The 18,517-nt window shown below is 72.6% G+C and carries 21 protein-coding genes; 11 read left to right on the forward strand and 10 right to left on the reverse strand.

Going from position 1 to position 18,517, the window contains the following annotated elements; translation table 11 throughout:
- The first annotated feature begins 72 nt into the window (after nt 1-72).
- Nucleotides 73-1,656, forward strand: a complete 1,584-nt coding sequence (locus tag ACFQGL_RS25990; protein WP_377515077.1) for an MFS transporter — start codon at nt 73-75, stop codon at nt 1,654-1,656.
- Between the two features lie 77 nt (nt 1,657-1,733).
- On the opposite strand, the gene ACFQGL_RS25995 is transcribed toward ACFQGL_RS25990, so the two are convergent.
- From ACFQGL_RS25995 to ACFQGL_RS26010, 4 genes are all read right to left on the reverse strand, one after another.
- On the reverse strand, nt 1,734-2,237 hold the full coding sequence (locus tag ACFQGL_RS25995; protein ID WP_377515078.1) for a hypothetical protein: 504 nt from the start codon (nt 2,235-2,237) through the stop codon (nt 1,734-1,736).
- A gap of 56 nt (nt 2,238-2,293) precedes the next feature.
- Nucleotides 2,294-3,925, reverse strand: coding sequence for a RecQ family ATP-dependent DNA helicase (locus ACFQGL_RS26000; protein WP_377515079.1), 1,632 nt, complete (start codon nt 3,923-3,925; stop codon nt 2,294-2,296).
- 96 nt (nt 3,926-4,021) lie between these two features.
- The gene (locus tag ACFQGL_RS26005) at nt 4,022-4,972 is read right to left on the reverse strand and encodes a TIGR03557 family F420-dependent LLM class oxidoreductase (RefSeq protein ID WP_377515080.1); all 951 of its coding nucleotides are present in this window, start codon (nt 4,970-4,972) and stop codon (nt 4,022-4,024) included.
- 110 nt (nt 4,973-5,082) lie between these two features.
- Nucleotides 5,083-5,208, reverse strand: coding sequence for a hypothetical protein (locus ACFQGL_RS26010; protein ID WP_377515081.1), 126 nt, complete (start codon nt 5,206-5,208; stop codon nt 5,083-5,085).
- 228 nt (nt 5,209-5,436) lie between these two features.
- Between ACFQGL_RS26010 and ACFQGL_RS26015 the strand changes: the two genes are divergently transcribed.
- Nucleotides 5,437-6,939 (forward strand): glycoside hydrolase family 3 protein, encoded by a 1,503-nt coding sequence (locus ACFQGL_RS26015; protein WP_377515082.1) that lies wholly within the window; start codon nt 5,437-5,439, stop codon nt 6,937-6,939.
- 28 nt (nt 6,940-6,967) lie between these two features.
- On the opposite strand, the gene ACFQGL_RS26020 is transcribed toward ACFQGL_RS26015, so the two are convergent.
- Entirely contained in the window at nt 6,968-7,258 is a 291-nt protein-coding gene (locus tag ACFQGL_RS26020; RefSeq protein ID WP_377515083.1) for a GNAT family N-acetyltransferase, read from the reverse strand.
- Nucleotides 7,255-8,481 carry a cysteine desulfurase-like protein gene (locus tag ACFQGL_RS26025; RefSeq protein ID WP_377515084.1) on the reverse strand — a complete coding sequence of 409 codons (1,227 nt, stop codon included), beginning with the start codon at nt 8,479-8,481 and terminating at the stop codon, nt 7,255-7,257. The genes ACFQGL_RS26020 and ACFQGL_RS26025 overlap by 4 nt, the downstream gene beginning before the upstream one ends.
- A gap of 96 nt (nt 8,482-8,577) precedes the next feature.
- On the opposite strand from ACFQGL_RS26025, the gene ACFQGL_RS26030 reads away from it, so the two are divergent.
- The 7 genes from ACFQGL_RS26030 (at nt 8,578) to ACFQGL_RS26060 (ending at nt 12,901) form a co-directional block, all read left to right on the forward strand.
- Nucleotides 8,578-8,943 carry a hypothetical protein gene (locus ACFQGL_RS26030; RefSeq protein WP_377515085.1) on the forward strand — a complete coding sequence of 122 codons (366 nt, stop codon included), beginning with the start codon at nt 8,578-8,580 and terminating at the stop codon, nt 8,941-8,943.
- Nucleotides 8,944-9,004: 61 nt separating this feature from the next.
- Nucleotides 9,005-9,826, forward strand: a complete 822-nt coding sequence (locus ACFQGL_RS26035; RefSeq protein WP_377515086.1) for a DUF1206 domain-containing protein — start codon at nt 9,005-9,007, stop codon at nt 9,824-9,826.
- A gap of 82 nt (nt 9,827-9,908) precedes the next feature.
- Nucleotides 9,909-11,093: a mechanosensitive ion channel family protein gene (locus ACFQGL_RS26040; protein ID WP_377515088.1), complete on the forward strand. Its 1,185-nt coding sequence runs from the start codon at nt 9,909-9,911 to the stop codon at nt 11,091-11,093.
- Between the two features lie 271 nt (nt 11,094-11,364).
- On the forward strand, nt 11,365-11,799 hold the full coding sequence (locus tag ACFQGL_RS26045; protein WP_377515089.1) for a phage holin family protein: 435 nt from the start codon (nt 11,365-11,367) through the stop codon (nt 11,797-11,799).
- Nucleotides 11,796-12,137 carry a DUF3618 domain-containing protein gene (locus ACFQGL_RS26050; RefSeq protein ID WP_377515091.1) on the forward strand — a complete coding sequence of 114 codons (342 nt, stop codon included), beginning with the start codon at nt 11,796-11,798 and terminating at the stop codon, nt 12,135-12,137. The genes ACFQGL_RS26045 and ACFQGL_RS26050 overlap by 4 nt, the downstream gene beginning before the upstream one ends.
- On the forward strand, nt 12,134-12,406 hold the full coding sequence (locus tag ACFQGL_RS26055; protein WP_377515092.1) for a DUF4235 domain-containing protein: 273 nt from the start codon (nt 12,134-12,136) through the stop codon (nt 12,404-12,406). The genes ACFQGL_RS26050 and ACFQGL_RS26055 overlap by 4 nt, the downstream gene beginning before the upstream one ends.
- A gap of 291 nt (nt 12,407-12,697) precedes the next feature.
- Nucleotides 12,698-12,901 carry a cold-shock protein gene (locus ACFQGL_RS26060; protein WP_007075740.1) on the forward strand — a complete coding sequence of 68 codons (204 nt, stop codon included), beginning with the start codon at nt 12,698-12,700 and terminating at the stop codon, nt 12,899-12,901.
- A gap of 123 nt (nt 12,902-13,024) precedes the next feature.
- Here ACFQGL_RS26060 and ACFQGL_RS26065 read toward each other — a convergent pair whose 3' ends face one another.
- Together ACFQGL_RS26065 and ACFQGL_RS26070 are read right to left on the reverse strand one after the other, a co-directional pair.
- Nucleotides 13,025-13,219, reverse strand: coding sequence for a hypothetical protein (locus tag ACFQGL_RS26065; protein ID WP_377515093.1), 195 nt, complete (start codon nt 13,217-13,219; stop codon nt 13,025-13,027).
- A gap of 19 nt (nt 13,220-13,238) precedes the next feature.
- Nucleotides 13,239-14,222 carry an aldo/keto reductase gene (locus ACFQGL_RS26070; protein WP_377515095.1) on the reverse strand — a complete coding sequence of 328 codons (984 nt, stop codon included), beginning with the start codon at nt 14,220-14,222 and terminating at the stop codon, nt 13,239-13,241.
- 82 nt (nt 14,223-14,304) lie between these two features.
- Between ACFQGL_RS26070 and ACFQGL_RS26075 the strand changes: the two genes are divergently transcribed.
- Together ACFQGL_RS26075 and ACFQGL_RS26080 are read left to right on the forward strand one after the other, a co-directional pair.
- A complete protein-coding gene (locus ACFQGL_RS26075) occupies nt 14,305-15,099 on the forward strand; it encodes a trans-aconitate 2-methyltransferase (protein WP_377515096.1) in 795 nt (264 codons plus the stop codon).
- Nucleotides 15,096-16,121, forward strand: a complete 1,026-nt coding sequence (locus ACFQGL_RS26080) for an adenosine deaminase (protein WP_377515097.1) — start codon at nt 15,096-15,098, stop codon at nt 16,119-16,121. Before ACFQGL_RS26075 ends, ACFQGL_RS26080 begins: the two co-directional genes overlap by 4 nt.
- A gap of 225 nt (nt 16,122-16,346) precedes the next feature.
- Here the strand turns inward: ACFQGL_RS26080 and ACFQGL_RS26085 are convergent, their stop codons facing one another.
- Together ACFQGL_RS26085 and ACFQGL_RS26090 are read right to left on the reverse strand one after the other, a co-directional pair.
- Nucleotides 16,347-17,750: a HAMP domain-containing sensor histidine kinase gene (locus ACFQGL_RS26085; RefSeq protein WP_377515098.1), complete on the reverse strand. Its 1,404-nt coding sequence runs from the start codon at nt 17,748-17,750 to the stop codon at nt 16,347-16,349.
- Nucleotides 17,751-17,779: 29 nt separating this feature from the next.
- Nucleotides 17,780-18,469, reverse strand: a complete 690-nt coding sequence (locus ACFQGL_RS26090) for a response regulator transcription factor (protein WP_007458139.1) — start codon at nt 18,467-18,469, stop codon at nt 17,780-17,782.
- Between the last annotated feature and the right edge of the window lie 48 nt (nt 18,470-18,517).

Consider the following 18,517-nt stretch of genomic DNA (forward strand, 5'->3'; position numbering starts at 1 on the left):
TTGCGGCCTCATCCTAGTTCTGCGTATGGTCTACGCATAAGAGCGTACGTCATACGCAGAAGGAGTCTTGCCATGACAGCGACGACCGCACCGGCACCGCGAGCGGGCCGGCGGGAGTGGATCGGGTTCGGGGTGCTGATGCTGCCCCTGCTCCTGGTCTCGATGGACGTCTCGGTGCTCTACTTCGCCGTCCCGTTCATCAGCGAGGAGCTGCGCCCCACCGGCACCCAGCAGCTCTGGATCTTCGACATCTACGGTTTCGTGCTGGCCGGGCTCCTGATCACCATGGGCGCGTTGGGCGACCGGATCGGCCGGCGTCGGCTGCTGTTGTTCGGCGCCGCCGCGTTCGGTGCGGCGTCGCTGCTGGCCGCGTACGCCGACAGCGCCGCGACGTTGATCGCCGCGCGGGCCGTGCTCGGCATCGGCGGGGCGACCCTGATGCCGTCCACGCTGGCGCTGGTGCGCAACATGTTCCCCGACGCCAAGCAGCGCGGCACCGCGATCGGCATCTGGACCGCCGCGCTCACCGGCGGGATCGCGATCGGCCCGGTGCTCAGCGGCATCCTGCTGGAGCACTTCTGGTGGGGCTCGATCTTCCTGATCAACATTCCGGCGATGGTGCTGCTGCTCCTGCTCGCCCCGGCCCTGGTGCCCGAGTTCCGCAACCCGGCGGGTGGGCGGTTCGACCTGCTCAGCGCCGTACTGTCGCTCGGCACGCTGTTGCCGGTGATCTACGGGATCAAGGAGATGGCCCGCGACGGCGTCAGCGCGGTGCGGGTGGCGTCCATCCTCGCCGGCCTGCTGGTCGGCGCGCTGTTCCTGCACCGGCAGCGGACCCGGGCGTACCCGATGATCGACCTGGCGCTGTTTCGCCGCCACGGCTTCGCCGGGTCGCTCGCGGTCAACCTGCTGGCGATGTTCGCCCTGGTCGGCTTCGCCATCTTCACCACCCAGCACCTCCAGTCGGTGCTCGGCCTGAGCCCGCTGCGGGCGGCACTGTGGAGCCTCGTGCCGTCGCTCGCGGTGGGTGGCATCGCCCCGGCCGCCGCCGCGCTCGCCCAGCGCATCGAACGGTCGTACCTGATCGGGACGGGCTTCGGGATCGCCGTGGTCGGGTTCGTGGTGCTGACCCGGGTCACGCCGCAGACGCCACTGTGGCTGCTGCTGCTCGGCGCGAGCATCTACGCGGCCGGGTTGGTGATGGTGATGTCGCTGGTCACCGAGCTGGTCCTCGGCGCGGCCCCGCCGGAGCAGGCCGGAGTCGCCTCGGCGCTCACCGAGTCCAGCAGCGAGTTGGGCGGCGCGCTGGGGATGGCGATCCTGGGCAGCGTGGGCGCGGCGGTCTACCGGCGCGAGGTGGTCGACGGCCTGCCCGCCGGGCTGCCGGCGGACACCCGCGACGCGGCCCGGGAGACGTTGGGCGGCGCGCTGGCGGTCGCCGACGGGTTGCCCGCCGACCTGGGCGACGCGGTACTGCACGCCGCCCGGCTCGCGTTCACCGACGGGCTGCACCTCGCCGCGATCGCCGCCGCGGTGGCGATGCTGCTGGGCGCGGTGACGGCGCTGATCGCGCTGCGCGGCGTCCGGCCGGGCGATGCCGCCGCGCTGGACGCCGACCCGGTCCCGGCCGGCGTCGCCCAGCCGGCGGCGTCGTGACCGGAGGATCCGGCCGGCCCCCGGTGGCGCCACCCCGCGTACGCGGGGCGGGCCGCCGGGCGGCCGTGTCGGGTCGGTCAGTCGGTGAGGACGTGCGCGAGCCGGTCGCGGAAGCGCCGCTCGGAGTCGCTGACCGACTCGCCGCCGATGCCCAGCAGCCCACCGCTGGACGCGGCGCCGACCACCTGCTCGGCGATCTTCACGAGCCAGTGCTTGTACGCGCCGGCCGCGCCCTCGTCGACCCGGGCGGCCAGCAGCGTCGCGGCCTCGCCGGCCCGCACCAGCACGTCGTCGATCATCGCCTGCGGGTCGGCGGGCTCGATGACCGGCAGCTCCTCGCCGGTCTCCGGGTCGCCGACCCGGGTCACGATCTCGCCGGCCACGGCGGCGACGAGCGGGCTCGCCGACTCCCGGCCGGCCGCGATGGTCTCCAGCCCGGCCGCGTTCTCCGCCATGGTCCGACGGGTGCCGTCGGACTCGGCGGCGCTCGCCGCGGTGAGCACCGACTGCGGCAGGCCGACCAGCAGCCCCCACTCCTCGTCGGAGAAACCGAAACCGGTGTACGCCGGCTGCTCGATCACGGCAACGCCCCTTCCACCCTGCTCTGTTTGGTCGATCCGCGCTCTGTGCGGTCAGGCTAGTCCAGCGTCAGCAGGCCCTGTTCGGACACCACGCGTACGGACAGCGTCTTGTACCCCACGTCGTCGAAGAGAACCGTCATCCGGTCGTCCTCGTAGCCGAGCACCATGCCGTGCCCCCACTCCGGGTGGCGTACCTGGCTGTGCACGGGGAACGGCCCGACGGCACCCTGGTCGGCGACGCTGGTGCCGGCGTGGCAGTTGTCGCAGTGCCCACAGACCTGGGTCATCTGCTCACCGAAGTAGGCCAGCAGCGTCTGCCCGCGGCACGCGGTGGTCTCGGCGAAGGCCCGCATCATGTCGGTCCGGGACCGGGTCACGGTCTGCTGGCGCTCCGCCTGGGCCAGCGCCGCGGCGGCGGCGTCCACCGGCGTGGGGGAGTAGCGGGGTGCGCCGATCCGCTGCCCGGCGCGCGGCTCGGCCGCCCCGGCCTGCTCCAGCAGCGAGAGGTACTGGCCCAGCTTGCGCGGCCCGAGGCCGGTGACCTCGCGCAGCTCGGTCTTGGTGGCCGGCTTGCGGCGCAGCAGTGCGGCCAGGTCACGCAACTCGTTCTCGTCCGGCAGGCCACCACTGAAGAACCGTTGCAGGCCCACGTCCTCGGCCTGCCAGAGCAGCAGCACCCGGGCCGGCTGACCGTTGCGGCCGGCCCGGCCGATCTCCTGGAAGTAGCTGTCCGGCGAGTCGGGCAGCGCCATGTGCACCACCCAGGCGATGTTGGGCTTGTCGATGCCCATGCCGAACGCCGAGGTGGCCACCATGATCGGCACCTGGTCGGCGAGGAACGCCTCGTGCAGTTCGGCGCGCGCGCCGGCCGGCATCCCACCGTGGTAGTACTGGGCCGGGAAGCCCGCGTCGGTCAGTCGGGCGGCCAACTCCTCGGCGGAGCGGCGGGTCGGCACGTAGATGATCCCCGGTCGCTCGTCGTCGCGCAGGAGCGCGACCAGCCGCCGCCACCGGTAGTCCTCGGTGGGGCAGTGCGCCACCTCCAGGAACAGGTTGGCGCGGTCCAGGCCGGAGATCACCACCTCCGGCTTGCGCAGCCGCAGCCGGGCGATGATGTCGTCGCGTACGGGCGGGGACGCGGTGGCGGTCAGCGCGACCACCGGCGGCCGGCCGATGCCCTCGATCAGGTGCCCGAGCGCCAGGTAGTCGGGGCGGAAGTCGTGCCCCCAGGCCGAGATGCAGTGCGCCTCGTCGATGGCCACCAGTGCTGGCTTGAGCGCGGCGACCTCGGCCATCCGGTCCGGGTTGCTCAACTGTTCCGGGGTGATGAACAGGAACTCCGCCCGGCCCTCGCGGATCTCGGTGATCGCCTCGGCCTGCTGGGCGGCCGACTCGTTCGAGCTGATCCGCACCGCCCGCAGCTCCGGGCGCTGGCGCTCGTTGAGGGCCGCGATCTGGTCCTGTTGCAGGGCCAGCAGCGGGGAGATCACCACGGTGGGGCCGGGGATCAGGCTGGCCGGGATCTGGTAGATGGCCGACTTGCCGGCCCCGGTGGGCAGCACCACCAGGGCGTCGCGTCGCTTCATCACCGCGCGCATGGCGGCCAGCTGGTTGGGCCGCAGCGCGGTCCAGCCGAAGAGGCTCCGCGCCGCGCGGCGCAACGTCATCGAGTTCGTGAGCAGTTTCATCGAGGGCCGGAGGTACCCGACCACCTCAACGCCGAAACCGTCCCCCATGGACCGGTTGAGCTGATTGACCGGAGCCCTGACCGTCCGCCGGCCGGCTCACCGCAGCCGGGGCAGGACCTCGCGCCGGTAGAGGTCGAGCAGGCCCTGGTAGTGCGGGCCGGTGTTGGCCACGTACACCTCGTCGAAGCCGGCCTTGGCGTACCGGTCGATCATCTCCAGGTGCGCGTCGGGGCTGTTGCCGCAGACGAACGACTCCTTCATCATCTCCGGCTTGACCAGCTCGGCGGCCTGCTCGAAGTGGCGCGGCGAGGGGAGCACCTGGGACAGCTCGCCCGGCAACCCGGCGTTGGGCCAGCGCTCGTACGCGATCCGTACGCCCTCGTCCTCGCTGTTGGCGTACGCCGCCTTGAAGCCGGCCTGGCACGGTTTGTCGCCGCCGCCGTTCTCCCGGAAACGCCGGACCATGTCGCCGTCCGGCGTGGTGCTCACGTAGCCGTCACCGATCCGGGCGGCCAGGTCGATGGCCTTCGGGCCGAAGCCCGAGACGTAGATCGGTGGCGGAGTGTCGGGCAGCGTGTAGAGCCGGGCCTGCTCGACGGTGTAGTGCGTGCCCCGGTGGTTGACGACACCGCCCCGCCACAGCTCGCGCAGCACCTCGACGGCCTCCTGGAGCATCTCCAGCCGGACGGCGGTGTGCGACCAGGCGTCGCCGAGGATGTGCTCGTTCAACGCCTCGCCGGTGCCGACGCCGAGCACGAACCGCCCGCCGTGCAGCACCGCGCTGGTCGCCGCCGCCTGGGCGATCACCGCCGGATGGATACGCACGGTCGGGCAGGTCACCGCGGTGGTCACCGGTAGCGAACAGACCTGGCTGAGCGCGCCGATCATCGACCAGACGAAGGGGCTCTGCCCCTGCGCGTCGGTCCACGGGTGGTAGTGGTCGGAGATCCACAGAGCCTCGAAACCGGCCTGCTCGGCACCGCGTGCCTGCTCCAGCAACTCGGCCGGGGTGAACTCCTCACAGGACAGAAAATAGCCGATCTTCATGGTTCCCCCTCGGCGCGCGGACCTGCTCGACGGGGACAGCGGTACCCCGGTCGTCGCCGGTCACACCCGGCCCGTTGGGTCTCGTCCGCGCGCCTCCCGGGAAGGCGCGCTCAGCGGCGGCGGAACATCGCCCGGATCGCGGCCAGCAGCAGCAGCGCGCCGACCACCAGACCGAGCAGGCGTACGCCGGGGATGTCGGCCGGGCTCGTCGCGTCGGCCAGCAGCACGGTGTCCATGCCCGCACTCTCCCCGGGGACCGTGCCGTGAGGCAACTGTAAGGTTTATTGACTATTGAATCGCCCGGTGTGACCATGGCAGCACTGCCCGCCTGGGGTGGTCCGCCGAGGCGGTGGCGACGGGTACGGGGGCCGGATGAGCGAGCGCAGCCAGCGGGTCGGCGAGTACGGCGCGGCGGTGCCGGGAGACGACGTTGTGGTCAGCGTCGCCCGACGGGGGGTACCGGCGTGAGCGCACCGACCGGAAACCTGGCGACGCTCGCCGCCGGTGTCCTGCAACCCGGCTTCGTCGGCACCACCCCACCGCCCTGGGTGTGCCGTTGGCTCGGCGAGGGGCTCGGCTCGGTGGTGCTGTTCGCCCGCAACGTGGTGGACACCGACCAGGTGGCGGCGCTCACCGCGACGCTGCGCGCCGAGCGGGCGGACGTCGTCGTGGCGATCGACGAGGAGGCCGGCGACGTCACCCGGATCGAGTCCGGCCGGGGCAGTTCCCGCCCGGGCAACTTCGCCCTCGGCGCGGTCGACGATCCGGAGCTGACCGAGGCGGTCGCCCGCGACCTCGGCCTCGAACTGGCCGAGGCCGGGATCACCCTCGACTACGCCCCGGACGCCGACGTCAACTCCAACCCGGCGAACCCGGTGATCGGAGTCCGCTCCTTCGGGGCCGACCCGGCACTGGTCGCCCGGCACACCGCCGCCTGGGTACGCGGACTCCAGTCCGGTGGGGTGGCCGCCTGCGCCAAGCACTTCCCCGGGCACGGCGACACCCGGGTCGACTCGCACCACGACCTGCCCCGGATCACCGCCGACCGGGCCCGGCTGGACGCCTGCGAGCTGGCCCCGTTCCGGGCTGCGGTGACCGCCGGGGTACAGGCGATCATGACGGGTCACCTGCTGGTGCCCGCGCTGGACCCGCAGCTGCCGGCCACCCTGAGTCAGCGCATCCTGGGTGGCCTGCTCCGCGACGAGCTGGGCTTCTGCGGCGTGGTGGTGACCGACGCGGTGGAGATGCGCGCGGTCGCCGACCGGTACGGCTTCGCCGGCGCGGCGGTCCGTGCGCTCGCCGCCGGGGCCGACGCGATCTGCATCGGCGGGGAACGGGCCGACGAGGGGGCGGCCCGTGAACTGCGCGACGCCATCGTGGCCGCCGTCGTCTCCGGCGAGCTGCCCGAGGAACGCCTCGCCGAGGCGGCCAAGCGGGTCGGCCAGCTCGCCGCCTGGACGGTGGCCGCCCGCGCCGATCAGTCGAGCCGAGCACGCGGCACCACCACCGAGGTGGGGCTGGTCGCCGCCCGTCGGGCCGTCCGGGTCACCGTCGCGGCCGGGACCGACGGTCAGTCGCCCACGTTGCCGCTGACCCGGGCGGCGTACGTGGTGGAGTTCGAGCCGCCGCGCAACATCGCGATCGGCGCGGAGACGCCGTGGGGCATCGGCCGACCCCTGGGCGAGCTGCTGCCCGGCACGGGCACGGTCCGCTACTGCGCGACCGACGTGCCGGCCGACCCGGGCGCCGGTGCGGGCAGCCGCCCGCTGGTGCTGGTGGTCCGCGACCTGCACCGGCACGACTGGATGCGCGCCGCGGTACAGCGGGCACTGACCGCCCGGCCGGACGCGGTCGTGGTCGAGTTGGGCGTACCCGAGCTGGTCACCGGCGCGGTGCACCTGGCCACCCACGGTGCCACCCGGGCCAGCGGGCAGGCCGCCGCCGAGGTGCTGACCGGCGCCCGCTGACCGGTGCGGTCGGCCCGGCGGCCGGTCGCTACGGGTGCTCGGCGACCAGGTCGGCGTACTCGGGGTGCTTGTCGATGAACGCGGCCATGAACGGGCACTGCGGCACCACCGTGCCGCCGCGGGCGCGTACCTGATCCAGGGTGCCCCGGATCAGCGCGCCGCCCACGCCCCTGCCCTGGAAGTGCGGGTCCACCTGGGTGTGGGTGAAGACCAGCACGTCCGCGCCGCGCGGCAGGTACGCCGAGAAGCCGGCCAGCGCGTTGTCGATGAGGATCTCGAAGCGGTGCTCGGCGGCGTTGTCCTCGACCAGGGTGCTCACGGTGTCATTCTCCCCGCGCCGTCGGCCAGCGCGTCCAGTTCGGCGAGCAAGCGGTCCACCTCGTCCGCCGTGTTGTAGTGGTAGATGCTGGCCCGGACCGCGCCACCGGTGTCCCGCAGCCCCATCATCTGGAAGTACTCGTAGGCGTAGTAGTCGCCGGCGGAGAGGCAGAACCCGGCGGCGCCCAACGCCTCCTGGGTGGCCGTCGGGGACATTCCGGCGACCCGGAAGGAGACCGTCGGGCAGCGTCGGGCCGGTGCGCCGTACACCGTGATCGCCGGCCGCGCGGCCAGCCCGGCGAGCAGCCGGTCCAGCAGCGCCTCCTCGTGCGCCTGCGCGGCGGCCAACCCGGCACGCAGCCGCGTCGGGCGGTCCCCGACCGCCTCCGGGTCCAGGCCGGCCAGGTGGTCCACGGCGGCGGCGACGCCGGCCAGCAGCGGGAAGCTCGGCGTGCCGTACTCGAACCGGTCCGGCACGGCGTCGGAGGACGGCACCAGCTTCGCCGGGCGCAGCGCCGTCCACCGGGCCGGATCGGCCACCAGAGCCGCCAGGTGCGGGCCGGACCACTTGTAGGCGCTGGTGACCAGCACGTCCGCGCCGAGCGAGGCCAGGTCGGTCGGCCCGTGCGGCACCGAGTGCACCCCGTCGACGCAGACCAGCGCGCCGACCGCGTGCGCGGTCTTGGCGATCGCCGGTACGTCCGGCACGGTGCCGATGGCGTTGCTGCCGGCGGTCACCGCGACCAGTCGGGTCCGCTCGCCGACCAGGTCGGCGTACTGGTCGGCGGGCAGCTCGCCGGTCTGCCGGTCGACCTCGGCCCAGCGCACCGTCGCGCCGGCCGCCTCGGCGGCCTGCACCCACGGCCGTACGTTCGCGTCGTGGTCGAGTCGGGAGACCACCACCTCGTCGCCCGGCCGCCAGCTCGCGCCGAGGGTACGGGCCAGGGTGTACGTCAACGCGGTCGCGCTCGGGCCCAGCACCACCCCGGCCGGGTCGGCGCCGAGCAGGTCGGCCACCGCCGAGCGGGCCTTCGCCACCAACTCCAGCGACCGGCGACCCGGCACGAAGGCGGCGCTGCGGTTGCCGACGGCCGAGCGCATGGCGTCGGTGACCGCGTCGATCACGCCGGCCGCGGTCTGGGTGCCCCCGGCACCGTCGAAGTGGACGAAGCCCTCGGTCAGGGCGGGGTACGCGGCCCGGGTGCGGGCGATGTCGAACGGCATGTCCCGGACCCTAACCGGTGCCCGCGTACCCCGACCCGCCGCTGTGACGAGCAACGTTCGGCGGGGGCCTCGCCGGCGTCTCGTATCCTTGGCGAGGTGACGAACCGACCCGCCACCATCCCGTTCCTGCCCATCCGCCGCGTTGCCGGCCTGTTCGCCGGTCTGGCGCTCGGCCTCGCCGTGCTGGCCGGTTGCAGCTCCCAGGGCGCCTCCACCGACTGCGGGCTGGACGCCTGCACGGTCACCTTCGAGCGGGGTGTCGACGCGAGCGCCACCATCCTCGGCGTCGAGGCCAAGCTGGTCGGGGCCGAGGGCGACCAGGTGACCGTCGAGGTCGCCGGCGAACAGCTCACCCTCACCACCGGCCAGCAGGCCACCGAGGCCGGGGGCTTCGCGGTCACCCTGGACAGCGTCACCGACCAGCAGGTCAAGATCCGCGTGTCCCGTAACCCGGGAAGCTGACCACCGACGGGTGGCGGTGGCTGGACGTTTGGGGATCTCCCAAATCGGAGATTGTGACGGCATGTCACTCACCCGTAGCGCCGAAGCCACCGCCTCCCGTACGGCGGACAGCCGGTGGTTGGAATTCCTCGCCCGGGCCGGCTTCATCGGCTACGGGATCGTGCACCTGCTCTTCGCCTGGCTGGCGTTGCAGATCGCGTTCGGGACGTCGTCCGACGACGGCGACCAGTCCGGCGCGCTGCGGACGCTCTCCGAGCAGCCGCTGGGCAAGTTCCTAGTCATCGCGACCGCGGTGGGCCTGCTCGCGATGGCGATCTGGCAGGCCCTGGAGGCGGCGGTCGGGCACCGCGCCGAGCGGGGCAAGGAACGGGTCCTGGAGCGGCTCGCCTCGGCCGGCCGGACGATCGTCTACCTCTACTTCGCCTGGACCGCGTTCAAGGTCTTCTCCGATGCCGGCTCCAACAGCGCCGACCAGCAGGAGGCGCTGACCGGCAAGCTGATGACCTCCAGCGGTGGGCGCTGGCTGGTCGGTCTTGCCGGGCTGGTGCTCGCCGCGATCGGCGTCGGCCTGGTGATCTACGGGATCGTCAAGCGGTTCGAGAAGCACCTCAAGACCGGCGAGATGAGCCCGAAGACCCGCACGCTGGCGCGTCGGCTGGGCATCGCCGGGTACGTGGCCAAGGGCATCGCGTACGGCATCGCCGGCCTGCTGATCATCGTGGCCGCGGTGAAGTACGACCCGGAGAAGGCCCGCGGTCTGGACGCCGCGTTGCACACGCTTCGCGACCAGTCGTACGGCACCTTGCTGCTCAGCCTGGTGGCCCTCGGCATCGCCGCCTTCGGCCTCTACTGCTTCCTCCAGTCCCGGTACCGCAAGGTCTGAGCTGGTCGATACCGAAGTCGCCGGGCACTATTGGGCTTTTGCCCGAAGTATCGCCGCCCGGCCGGAGGGGAGCAACAAGCCTGTGCAGAACTATCTCGAAACGGCCGTCGCCGCGCTCGCCGCGGCGGCGGTCGCACTCTTCCTGGTCGAGTTCATCCACCGGCTCACCCGGCGGTTCGGCCGCCGATCACTGCTGATGACCGAGCTGACCGACCATTCGCACCGCCCGTTCCAGGTCGCCGCCACGGTGCTCGCCGTGCAGTTCGCCGCCCGGTTCAGCACCGGGTACGCGGTCGGCCAGGGCTGGCGTCGGATGCTGCTGCATCTGCTCATCCTCTGCGTCATCGCCACCACGGCCTGGCTGGTGGCGTCGCTGCTGATCGTGGTGGAGGACACCGCGCTGGCCCGGTTCCGGGTCGACGTGCCGGACAACCGGCACGCCCGCCGGGTGCGGACCCAGGTGGTGATGCTGCGCCGGGTGACCATCGCGGTGATCGTCATCCTCACGATCGGCGTGATGCTGATGACGTTCCCGAGCGTGCGGGGCATCGGCGCCGGTGTGCTGACCTCCGCCGGTGTGGTCGGTGTGGTTGCCGCGCTGGCCGCCCAGAGTCTGCTCGGCAACGTCTTCGCCGGCCTCCAGCTCGCCTTCAGCGACGCCGTCCGGCTCGACGACGTGGTGGTCGTCGAGGGGGAGTGGGGCCGGATCGAGGAGCTGACCCTCAGCTACGTGGTGGTGCAGATCTGGGACGACCGGCGGTTGATCCTGCCCACGTCGTACTTCACCAGCACCCCCTTTCAGAACTGGACCCGTACCGAGGCGGCGGTGCTCGGCACCGCCGAGTTCGACGTGGACTGGGCCGTGCCGGTGCAGACGATGCGGGAGGAGCTGCGCCGGCTGGTGGAGAGCACCGACCTGTGGGACGGCCGGGTCTGCGTCCTGCAGCTGACCGACGCCACCGGCGGGACGGTCCGGGTCCGCGCGCTGGTCAGCGCGGCCGACGCGGGCAGCCTGTGGGACCTGCGGTGCCTGGTCCGCGAGCACCTGGTCGGCTGGATCCGGGACAACCGCCCCACCGCGATGCCCCGGGTACGCACCGAGCTGGGCGACGCCAACAGCAACCTGTCCTGGCAGTGGGTGCAGCCTCGGCGGCCGAGTCGGACGACCGACACCGACGTACCCGACGACGCCCGCGTCTTCGGCGGCAGCGACGACGGCGACGCCCGCAGCGAAGCCTTCGTAGGCCCCGAAGACCCCCGCCCCTAGAACCCCCCCTCCACCCCCCTTTTCCCCATTGATCATGAAGTTGGCGACGGCCGTGTCGGCGTGTCGCGACGATAACTTCATGATCACCGGGGATGAGGTGTGGGGTGGGGGCGGGTGAGAGGTTTGGTTGGGCTTTGGTGGGGGACCTGCTGGCGGACCGGTTTGCGGTTTGGGGACCAGACAACAGGCACGGTGGTTGGGTTGGTGCGCTTTAGGATTGACGAGCGGCGACTCCGGGCATACAGCGCGGTGATGAGGAAAGGAGGACAGCATGGCTGACGTGGCGAATGCCCGCACATCCCAGAACGGGAGCGAGCCCTCCACCGCCGAGTTGGTGCAGCGAGCCACCGAGCAGATCTCCCGCCTGGTGCGGGACGAGCTGACGCTGGCCCGGGCGGAGTTGACCCAGAAGGGCAAGCACGCCGGCATCGGGATCGGCCTCTTCGGCGGCGGCGGCGCGCTGGCGTTCTTCGGCCTGGGCGCGCTGGTCGCCACGGCCATCCTGCTACTCGACCTGGTGCTGCCGGCCTGGGCGGCCGCGCTGATCGTGGCGGTGGCCGCCTTCCTGTTGGCCGGCATCCTCGCCCTGGTGGGCAAGAAGCAGGTCAGCCGTGCGGTCCCGCCGGTCCCGTCGGCCACCGTCCGCAGCCTCCGAGCAGACGTGGACACCGTCACCGCCGCGGTGAAGGACAGGAGCCGGCCATGACGGGCAACGGAACCGGCGACACCGAGGCGCTCCGCGAGGAGATCCGCCGTACCCGGGTCGAGCTGGGCGAGACGATGGAGGCCCTCGCGGCCAAGGCGGACGTCAAGGCACGCCTGAAGGAGTCCGCCGGGCAGGCGCGCGAGCGGCTCCGCGGGCAGGCCGCGCAGACCGTGGCCCAGCTCCGCGGGCAGGCCGTGCGCCGCGCCACGGACGCGCGGGCGCAGGCGTACGAAAAGGGCGAACTGGTTCGACGCAACCCGGTGCCGTGGGCGGCCATCGCGGCCGGTGCGGTGGCCACCGTGGTGGTGCTGATGATCGTGCGGGGGAGGCGTAGGTGAGCAAGGGCATCGGCAGGGCCGCGTACCGGCCGGTCGGCGTGCTGTTGGGTATCGCCGCCGGTGCGGTGGCGGGCTCGATCTTCCGGCAGGTCTGGAAGGTCACCGCCGGCGACGGTGAGGCCCCCAACGCGACCGACGAGGACCGTGGATGGGGCGAGATCCTGGCCGCCGCGGCGTTGCAGGGAGCCATCTTCGCGGTGGTTCGGGCCGCTGTGGACCGAGGCGGGGCGGTCGGCGTACGCCGGATGACCGGTCACTGGCCGGACTGACCAGTCCAGCGACATCGGCCCCTTTCCCACATCGATGGGAAAGGGGCCTTTCGCACGGCTCCGCACGCCGCCCGACGACCCGAGGCATCCGTCAGGTCACATGTCGGAGAAATTCGTCGGAGAGGTCGTGCAGACTTTTTGCGTACGTGATTTGCTGTTCCACGCTGTTGCGAGATGGCGTGGGTTGAGAGAAGTCTCCTTCGTGGGGGGCCGCCTCAGGCGCCGCTGCTCGAAAAACGGCCAATCGGCCGCACGGCGTGCACGGCCGCCAGTTTTTAGAAGGAGATACACATGGCGCAGGGAACCGTGAAGTGGTTCAACGCTGACAAGGGCTTCGGCTTCATCACCGTCGACGGCGGGGGTGCTGACGTGTTCGTCCACTTCTCGGCCATCCAGACCAGCGGCTACCGCACGCTGGAGGAGAACCAGCGGGTGGAGTTCGAGATCGCTCAGGGTCAGAAGGGCCCGCAGGCTGAGCAGGTCCGTCCCATCTGAGTAGTACGGCCGGCCCCCGCCGGCCAGTGGGACGATCCGGCCAGGGGTCGTTGTGAAGCCCCGTATCCCGTCCGGGATGCGGGGCTTTTCCACGTGTCGGGGCGAGCACAGTGGACCGTCGGGTCAGCGGCGGCGGCGCATCCGCAGGCCGAGCCAGAGCGTCACCAGCCCGGCCAGTGCCACGACCGGGCCGAGCACCGCCCAGATCCGCTGGTCGGTCATCACGCTGCCGTCGACGTAGCCGAGACCCTGCACCGTCCACACCGCACCGACCACGACCGCCAGCAGGCCGAGGGTGAGCAGGAGCCAGCCCCTCATCGCGTCCCCTCTCCGTCGGTCACCACCGGTCGTGCACCTGCGGGCGGATCAGCTCGTCGTAGACCTCGCGTACCCCGGCCAACTGCTCGGCCGTGAGCGGCGGCAGGTCCGCCGCGGCGGCGTTGCGTCGGGCCTGGTCGGCGTCGCGGGCGCCGGGGATGACCACGGTGACGCCCGCCTGGTCCAGCACCCAGCGCAGCGCGAACTGCGCCATCGTGCGGTCCGCGTCCACCAGCGGCGCCAGTCGACGTACGGCGGCGAGCCCGCGCTCGAAGTCGACCCCGGAGAACGTCTCGCCGACGTCGAACGCCGCCCCGTGCCGGTTGTAGTTGCGGTGGTCGTCGGCCGGAAACTCGGTGTGCTCGTCGTACCGGCCGGAGAGCAGGCCACTGGCCAGCGGCACCCGGGCGATGATGCCCACCCCGGCCGCCGCTGCCGCCGGCAGTACCCGCTCCAGCGGCTTGTGACGTACCGCGTTGAGGATGATCTGCACGCTGGCCACGCCGGGCCGGGCGATCGCGGTCAGCGCCTGGTCACAGGTCTCCACGCTGACCCCGTACGCGGCGATGGCCTGCTCGGCGACGAGGGTGTCCAGGGCGTCGAAGACCGCGTCGTCGGCGAAGACGGCGGTGGGCGGGCAGTGCAGCTGGACCAGATCGAGGGTGTCCATCTGAAGATTGGCCCGGGACCGGTCGGTCCACTGCCGGAAGTTGGCCAGGGTGTAGGCCTCCGGCCGCTGCTCGACGCGGCGGCCGATCTTGGTGGCGACGGTCAGTCCGGCGGCGGGACGGGAGCGCAGGAAGCGGCCGATCAGCTGCTCGCTGCGGCCGTCGCCGTAGACGTCGGCGGTGTCCAGGAAGGTGACCCCGGAGTCCACGGCGGTGGCCAGCACCGCCATCGCGTCGTCCTCGCTGACGGTGCCCCAGTCGGCGCCGAGCTGCCAGGCGCCCAGGCCGACGACCCCGACGGTCCGGCCGAGCCGGGGGAAGGTGCGCTGCTCCATCCCCCGAGCCTAGTGATCGGGTTGCCGGTCCGCCGCGCGGGCCGTACGGTAAACAAGACGGACGTACGGTTTGGGAGGCGTGATGTGGGACCCGGCGACATACCTGCGCTACGGCGACGAGCGGTCCCGGCCGTTCCACGACCTGGTCGCCCGGGTCCCGGCCGAGCGGCCCCGCACGGTGGTCGACCTCGGCTGCGGCCCCGGCCAGCTCACCGCCACCCTGGCTCAACGGTGGCCGGCGAGCCGGGTGCTCGGCCTGGACTCGTCGCCGGAGATGATCGAGCGAGCCGCCGCGCTGAGCGCCCCGGTCGAGTTCGCCGTCGCCGACCTGCGCGACTGGCACCCGGCCGGTGACGAGGACGTGGTGGTCACCAACGCCGCGCTGCAGTGGGTCCCCGGCCATCAGGAGCTACTGCGCCGCTGGGCCGCCGAACTGCCCACCGGCGCCTGGCTCGCCGTGCAGGTCCCGGGCAACTTCGACGCACCCTCGCACCGGGCGCTGCGCGAGGTCGCCGACCAGCCGGCCTGGCGGGCCGAGGTCGCCCCGCTGCTGCGCGCGGACCCCGTCGACGACGCGCCCGGCTACGCGGCGCTGTTGACCGGTGCCGGCTGCGCGGTGGACGCCTGGGAGACTACCTACGTGCACCTGCTACCGGCCCGGCCCGCCGCCGACCACCCGGTGCTGACCTGGATGGAGGGCACGGCGCTGCGCCCGGTCCGGGCCGCCCTGGACGCCGCCGGCTGGTCCGCCTTCCGGGCCGAGCTGGGGGTACGGCTCGCCGCCGCGTACCCGGTCCGGCAGGGTCAGGTGTACTTCCCGTTCCGCCGCGTCTTCGTCGTCGCCCGCACCGGCGACTGTGCCGAGGAGAATCAGTGACCGACCTGTCCACCTTCATCGCCGGACTGCCCAAGGTGGAGCTGCACGTGCACCACGTCGGCTCCGCCTCGCCCCGGATCGTCGCCGAGCTGGCCGCCCGGCACGAGGGCCGCACCCCGGTGCCGGCCGACCCGGCGGCGCTCGTCGACTACTTCGAGTTCCGCGACTTCGCGCACTTCATCGAGGTCTACCTGAGCGTGGTGGACCTCGTCCGCGACCCGGAGGACGTCTGGATCCTCACCCACGAGGTGGCCCGGGAACTGGCCCGCCAGCAGGTCCGGTACGCGGAGCTGACCATCACGCCGTACTCGCACGTGCGCCGGGGCATCCCCGCGCCAGCGTTCTGCGAGGCGATCGAGGACGCCCGCAAGCGTGCCCTCGACGACTTCGGCATCGAGCTGCGCTGGTGCTTCGACATCCCCGGCGAGGCGGGCCTGCCGGCGGCCGAGGAGACGCTGCGCATCGCGCTGGAGGAGCGTCCGGACGGGCTGATCAGCTTCGGCCTGGGCGGCCCGGAGATCGGCGTACCCCGGCCGCAGTTCCGCCCCTACTTCGACCAGGCCCGGGCCGCCGGGCTGCGCTCCGTGCCGCACGCGGGGGAGACCACCGGCCCGCAGACGATCTGGGACGCGCTGAACGAGCTGGGCGCCGAGCGGATCGGGCACGGCATCTCCGCCGCGCAGGACCCGGAGCTGCTCGCGTACCTGGCCGAGCGGCAGATCGGGATGGAGGTCTGCCCGACGTCGAACGTACGGACCCGGGCGGTGGCCAGCCTCGACGAGCACCCGCTGCCCCGACTCGTCGAGGCCGGGCTGCTGGTCACCATCAACTCCGACGACCCGCCGATGTTCGGCACCACCCTCGACGACGAGTACGCGGTGGCCGCCCGGCTGCTCGGGGTGGGCCCGCAGGGGCTCGCCGGGCTGGCCCGCAACGCGGTGACCGCGTCCTTCCTCGACCCGACGGGCAAGCAGCGGATCACCGCCGAGATCGACGCCTACCTCGCCACCGTCGCCGGCTGACGAGCTTGGGAGAGGAGGGCGCGCGGCGGGAGCGTTGGTGTGGGGGGACCTGAACTCCCGCCGCGCGCGCGGCTCCACCGACCGGTAGGTGCGCGGTGCACCGGCCGGTGGAACTCGGTGGGTTCGTTCCTCGATCCTGTCAGCCCGCGAGGGCTCCACCACTGTCGTTAACCGCGATCTAAGGAAGACTTGCGCCGGCCCACAGCCGGGCCTGTCGGCTCCCGGTCAGTCGTCGGTGGGGCGCTGGCGGGGCCAGCGCCGACCGCTCGTCTTCTGGTCCCGGGCGTCGCGTGCCATCCGGCCGACCAGACCGAACCGGCTGACCTGCCGGGGCGTGGCCTCCGGGTCGGCGAGCAGCATCACCACGCTGGCGCCGCCCAACCGGGCCCGGTCGATGCTGACCGACCCGTTGGCTTGCAACGACACCCGTTTGGCGATGTCCAGGCCGAGCCCGGTCGAGCCCTTGTCGCTGGTGCCCCGGCGCAGCGCCCGGTCCGGGTCGGCGATGCCGGGGCCGGCGTCGTCGACCCGGATGGCCACGTAGCCGTCCCGGCGGGAGACGGCCACCTCGAACGCGGTCCCCTGCGGGGTGTACCGGAAGACGTTGCCGATCACCGCGTCCAGCGCGGCGGCCAACTCGGCACGCGGCACCGGCGCGGGGATGCGCAGCTGTGCGCCGTTGACCCGGTGCGGCCGGTTCTGGTCGCCCGCCAGCGCCGCCCAGAACACCATCCGGTCCCGGACCACCTCGCTGACGTCACACATCGCCGGCCCGGCCTCGTGGGCCACCGCCTTGCGGGTGGTCTTGATCAACACGTCGATCTCACCCTCCAGGGTGACGATCGCCTGCCGGATCCGCCGGATGCCGCGGAGCCGGTCCAGCTCCGCGGGGCTGAACGAACCCACGCTGGTGTCGTCGGACTCCAACGCCTCCGCGTCCAGCCGGAGCACGGTCAATGGGGTACGCAGCCGATGCGACAGGTCCGCCACCAGTTCCCGCTCGTCGGTGCGGGCCGCGTCCAGGCGGTCGGCCATCCGGTTGAAGGCGTACCCGGCCTCGGCCAGTTCGCGGGGGCCGGTCGGCTCGACGCGTACCCCCAGGTCGCCGTCGCCGATCGAGAGCGCGGCCTTGACCAGGCCCCGGGTCGACTCCACCGCGCGGGCGGCGACCCGGTCGACCACCAGCACCGCCGCGCCGGCCATCGCCGCGCCGACCGCGAACAGCAGCAGCCAGGTGCCGCCGCTGCCCTCGCCCAGCGTCGAATCCGGTACGAACACCTCGACCACGGCCGTCCGGTCGCCGAGGACCACCGGATCGAGCCGGACCACCCCGCCGTCGACGTCGGTGACCAGTGAGCGCCGGTCGGCACGGGCCCGTTCCAGGTCGGCGCCGCTGGCCCGGCCGGCGGACTCGTCCAGCCCCAGCCCGTGCACCACCGGGCGGGTCGGTGCGCCCTCGGCACTGGCCACCACCGCCCGGTCGACCACGGCCGGCTCGGTGCTCACGGCCAGCGCCCCGGTCACCAGCGCGCTGCGCCGGGCCGCGTCGGCGATCGCCTCGTCGCGGGTCTGCCCGCGCAGGCTCAGCCCGAGCGGAATCAGGAAGGCCAGCGCCACGAGTGAACACATGCCGGCCGTCAGCAGGGCCAGCGCCGTCCTCAGTCCGGTGCCACCAGCCGGAATCCCACCCCCCGCACGGTGCGCAGGTAGCGCGGCTTCGCCGCGGACTCGCCCATCTTTCGGCGGAGCCAGTACAGGTGAACGTCGATGGTCTGGTCCTCGCCGACCGATGGCTGCCGCCATACCTCCTCCAAGAGTTCCCGGCGGGACACTACCCGCCCGGGTCGTGCGGCGAGATACGCCAGCAGGTCGAATTCCTTACGGGTCAGCGCGAGCGGCTCGCCGTCGAGCTGTGCGCTGCGTTCGCCGACGTCCACCCGGAGGCCGCCGACGGTGTGCACCGCGGGCTGCACGGTCCGGCTGGCCCGACCAGCCCGGCGCAGCACGGTGGTGATCCGGGCGTCCAGGTGCGCCCCGGTGAACGGTTTGACCATGTAGTCGTCCGCGCCGGCGCGCAGCAGCTTGACCACCGACTGCTCGTCGTCCCGGGCCGTGGCGATGATGATCGGGACATCGGTGATGCCGCGCAGCATCCGCAGCGCGTCCGAGCCGTCCAGGTCGGGCAGGCCGAGGTCGAGAACCACCAGGTCGGGTGTCTCGGCGGCGACCCGGCGCAGTGCGTCCAGCGCGGTGCCCACGGCGTGCACGGCGTGCCCCCGGTCGGCGAGGGACCGCAGCATCGCGCCGCGTACGACGTGATCGTCTTCGACCAGGAGCACGGAGGCCACCCCAAGACCGTACTTGGCCTGGCAAGTTGATCGCGTTGCGACGTGCCT

Origin of the sequence: Micromonospora vulcania, from assembly GCF_042658605.1 — a bacterium.
Lineage (GTDB): Bacteria > Actinomycetota > Actinomycetes > Mycobacteriales > Micromonosporaceae > Micromonospora > Micromonospora vulcania.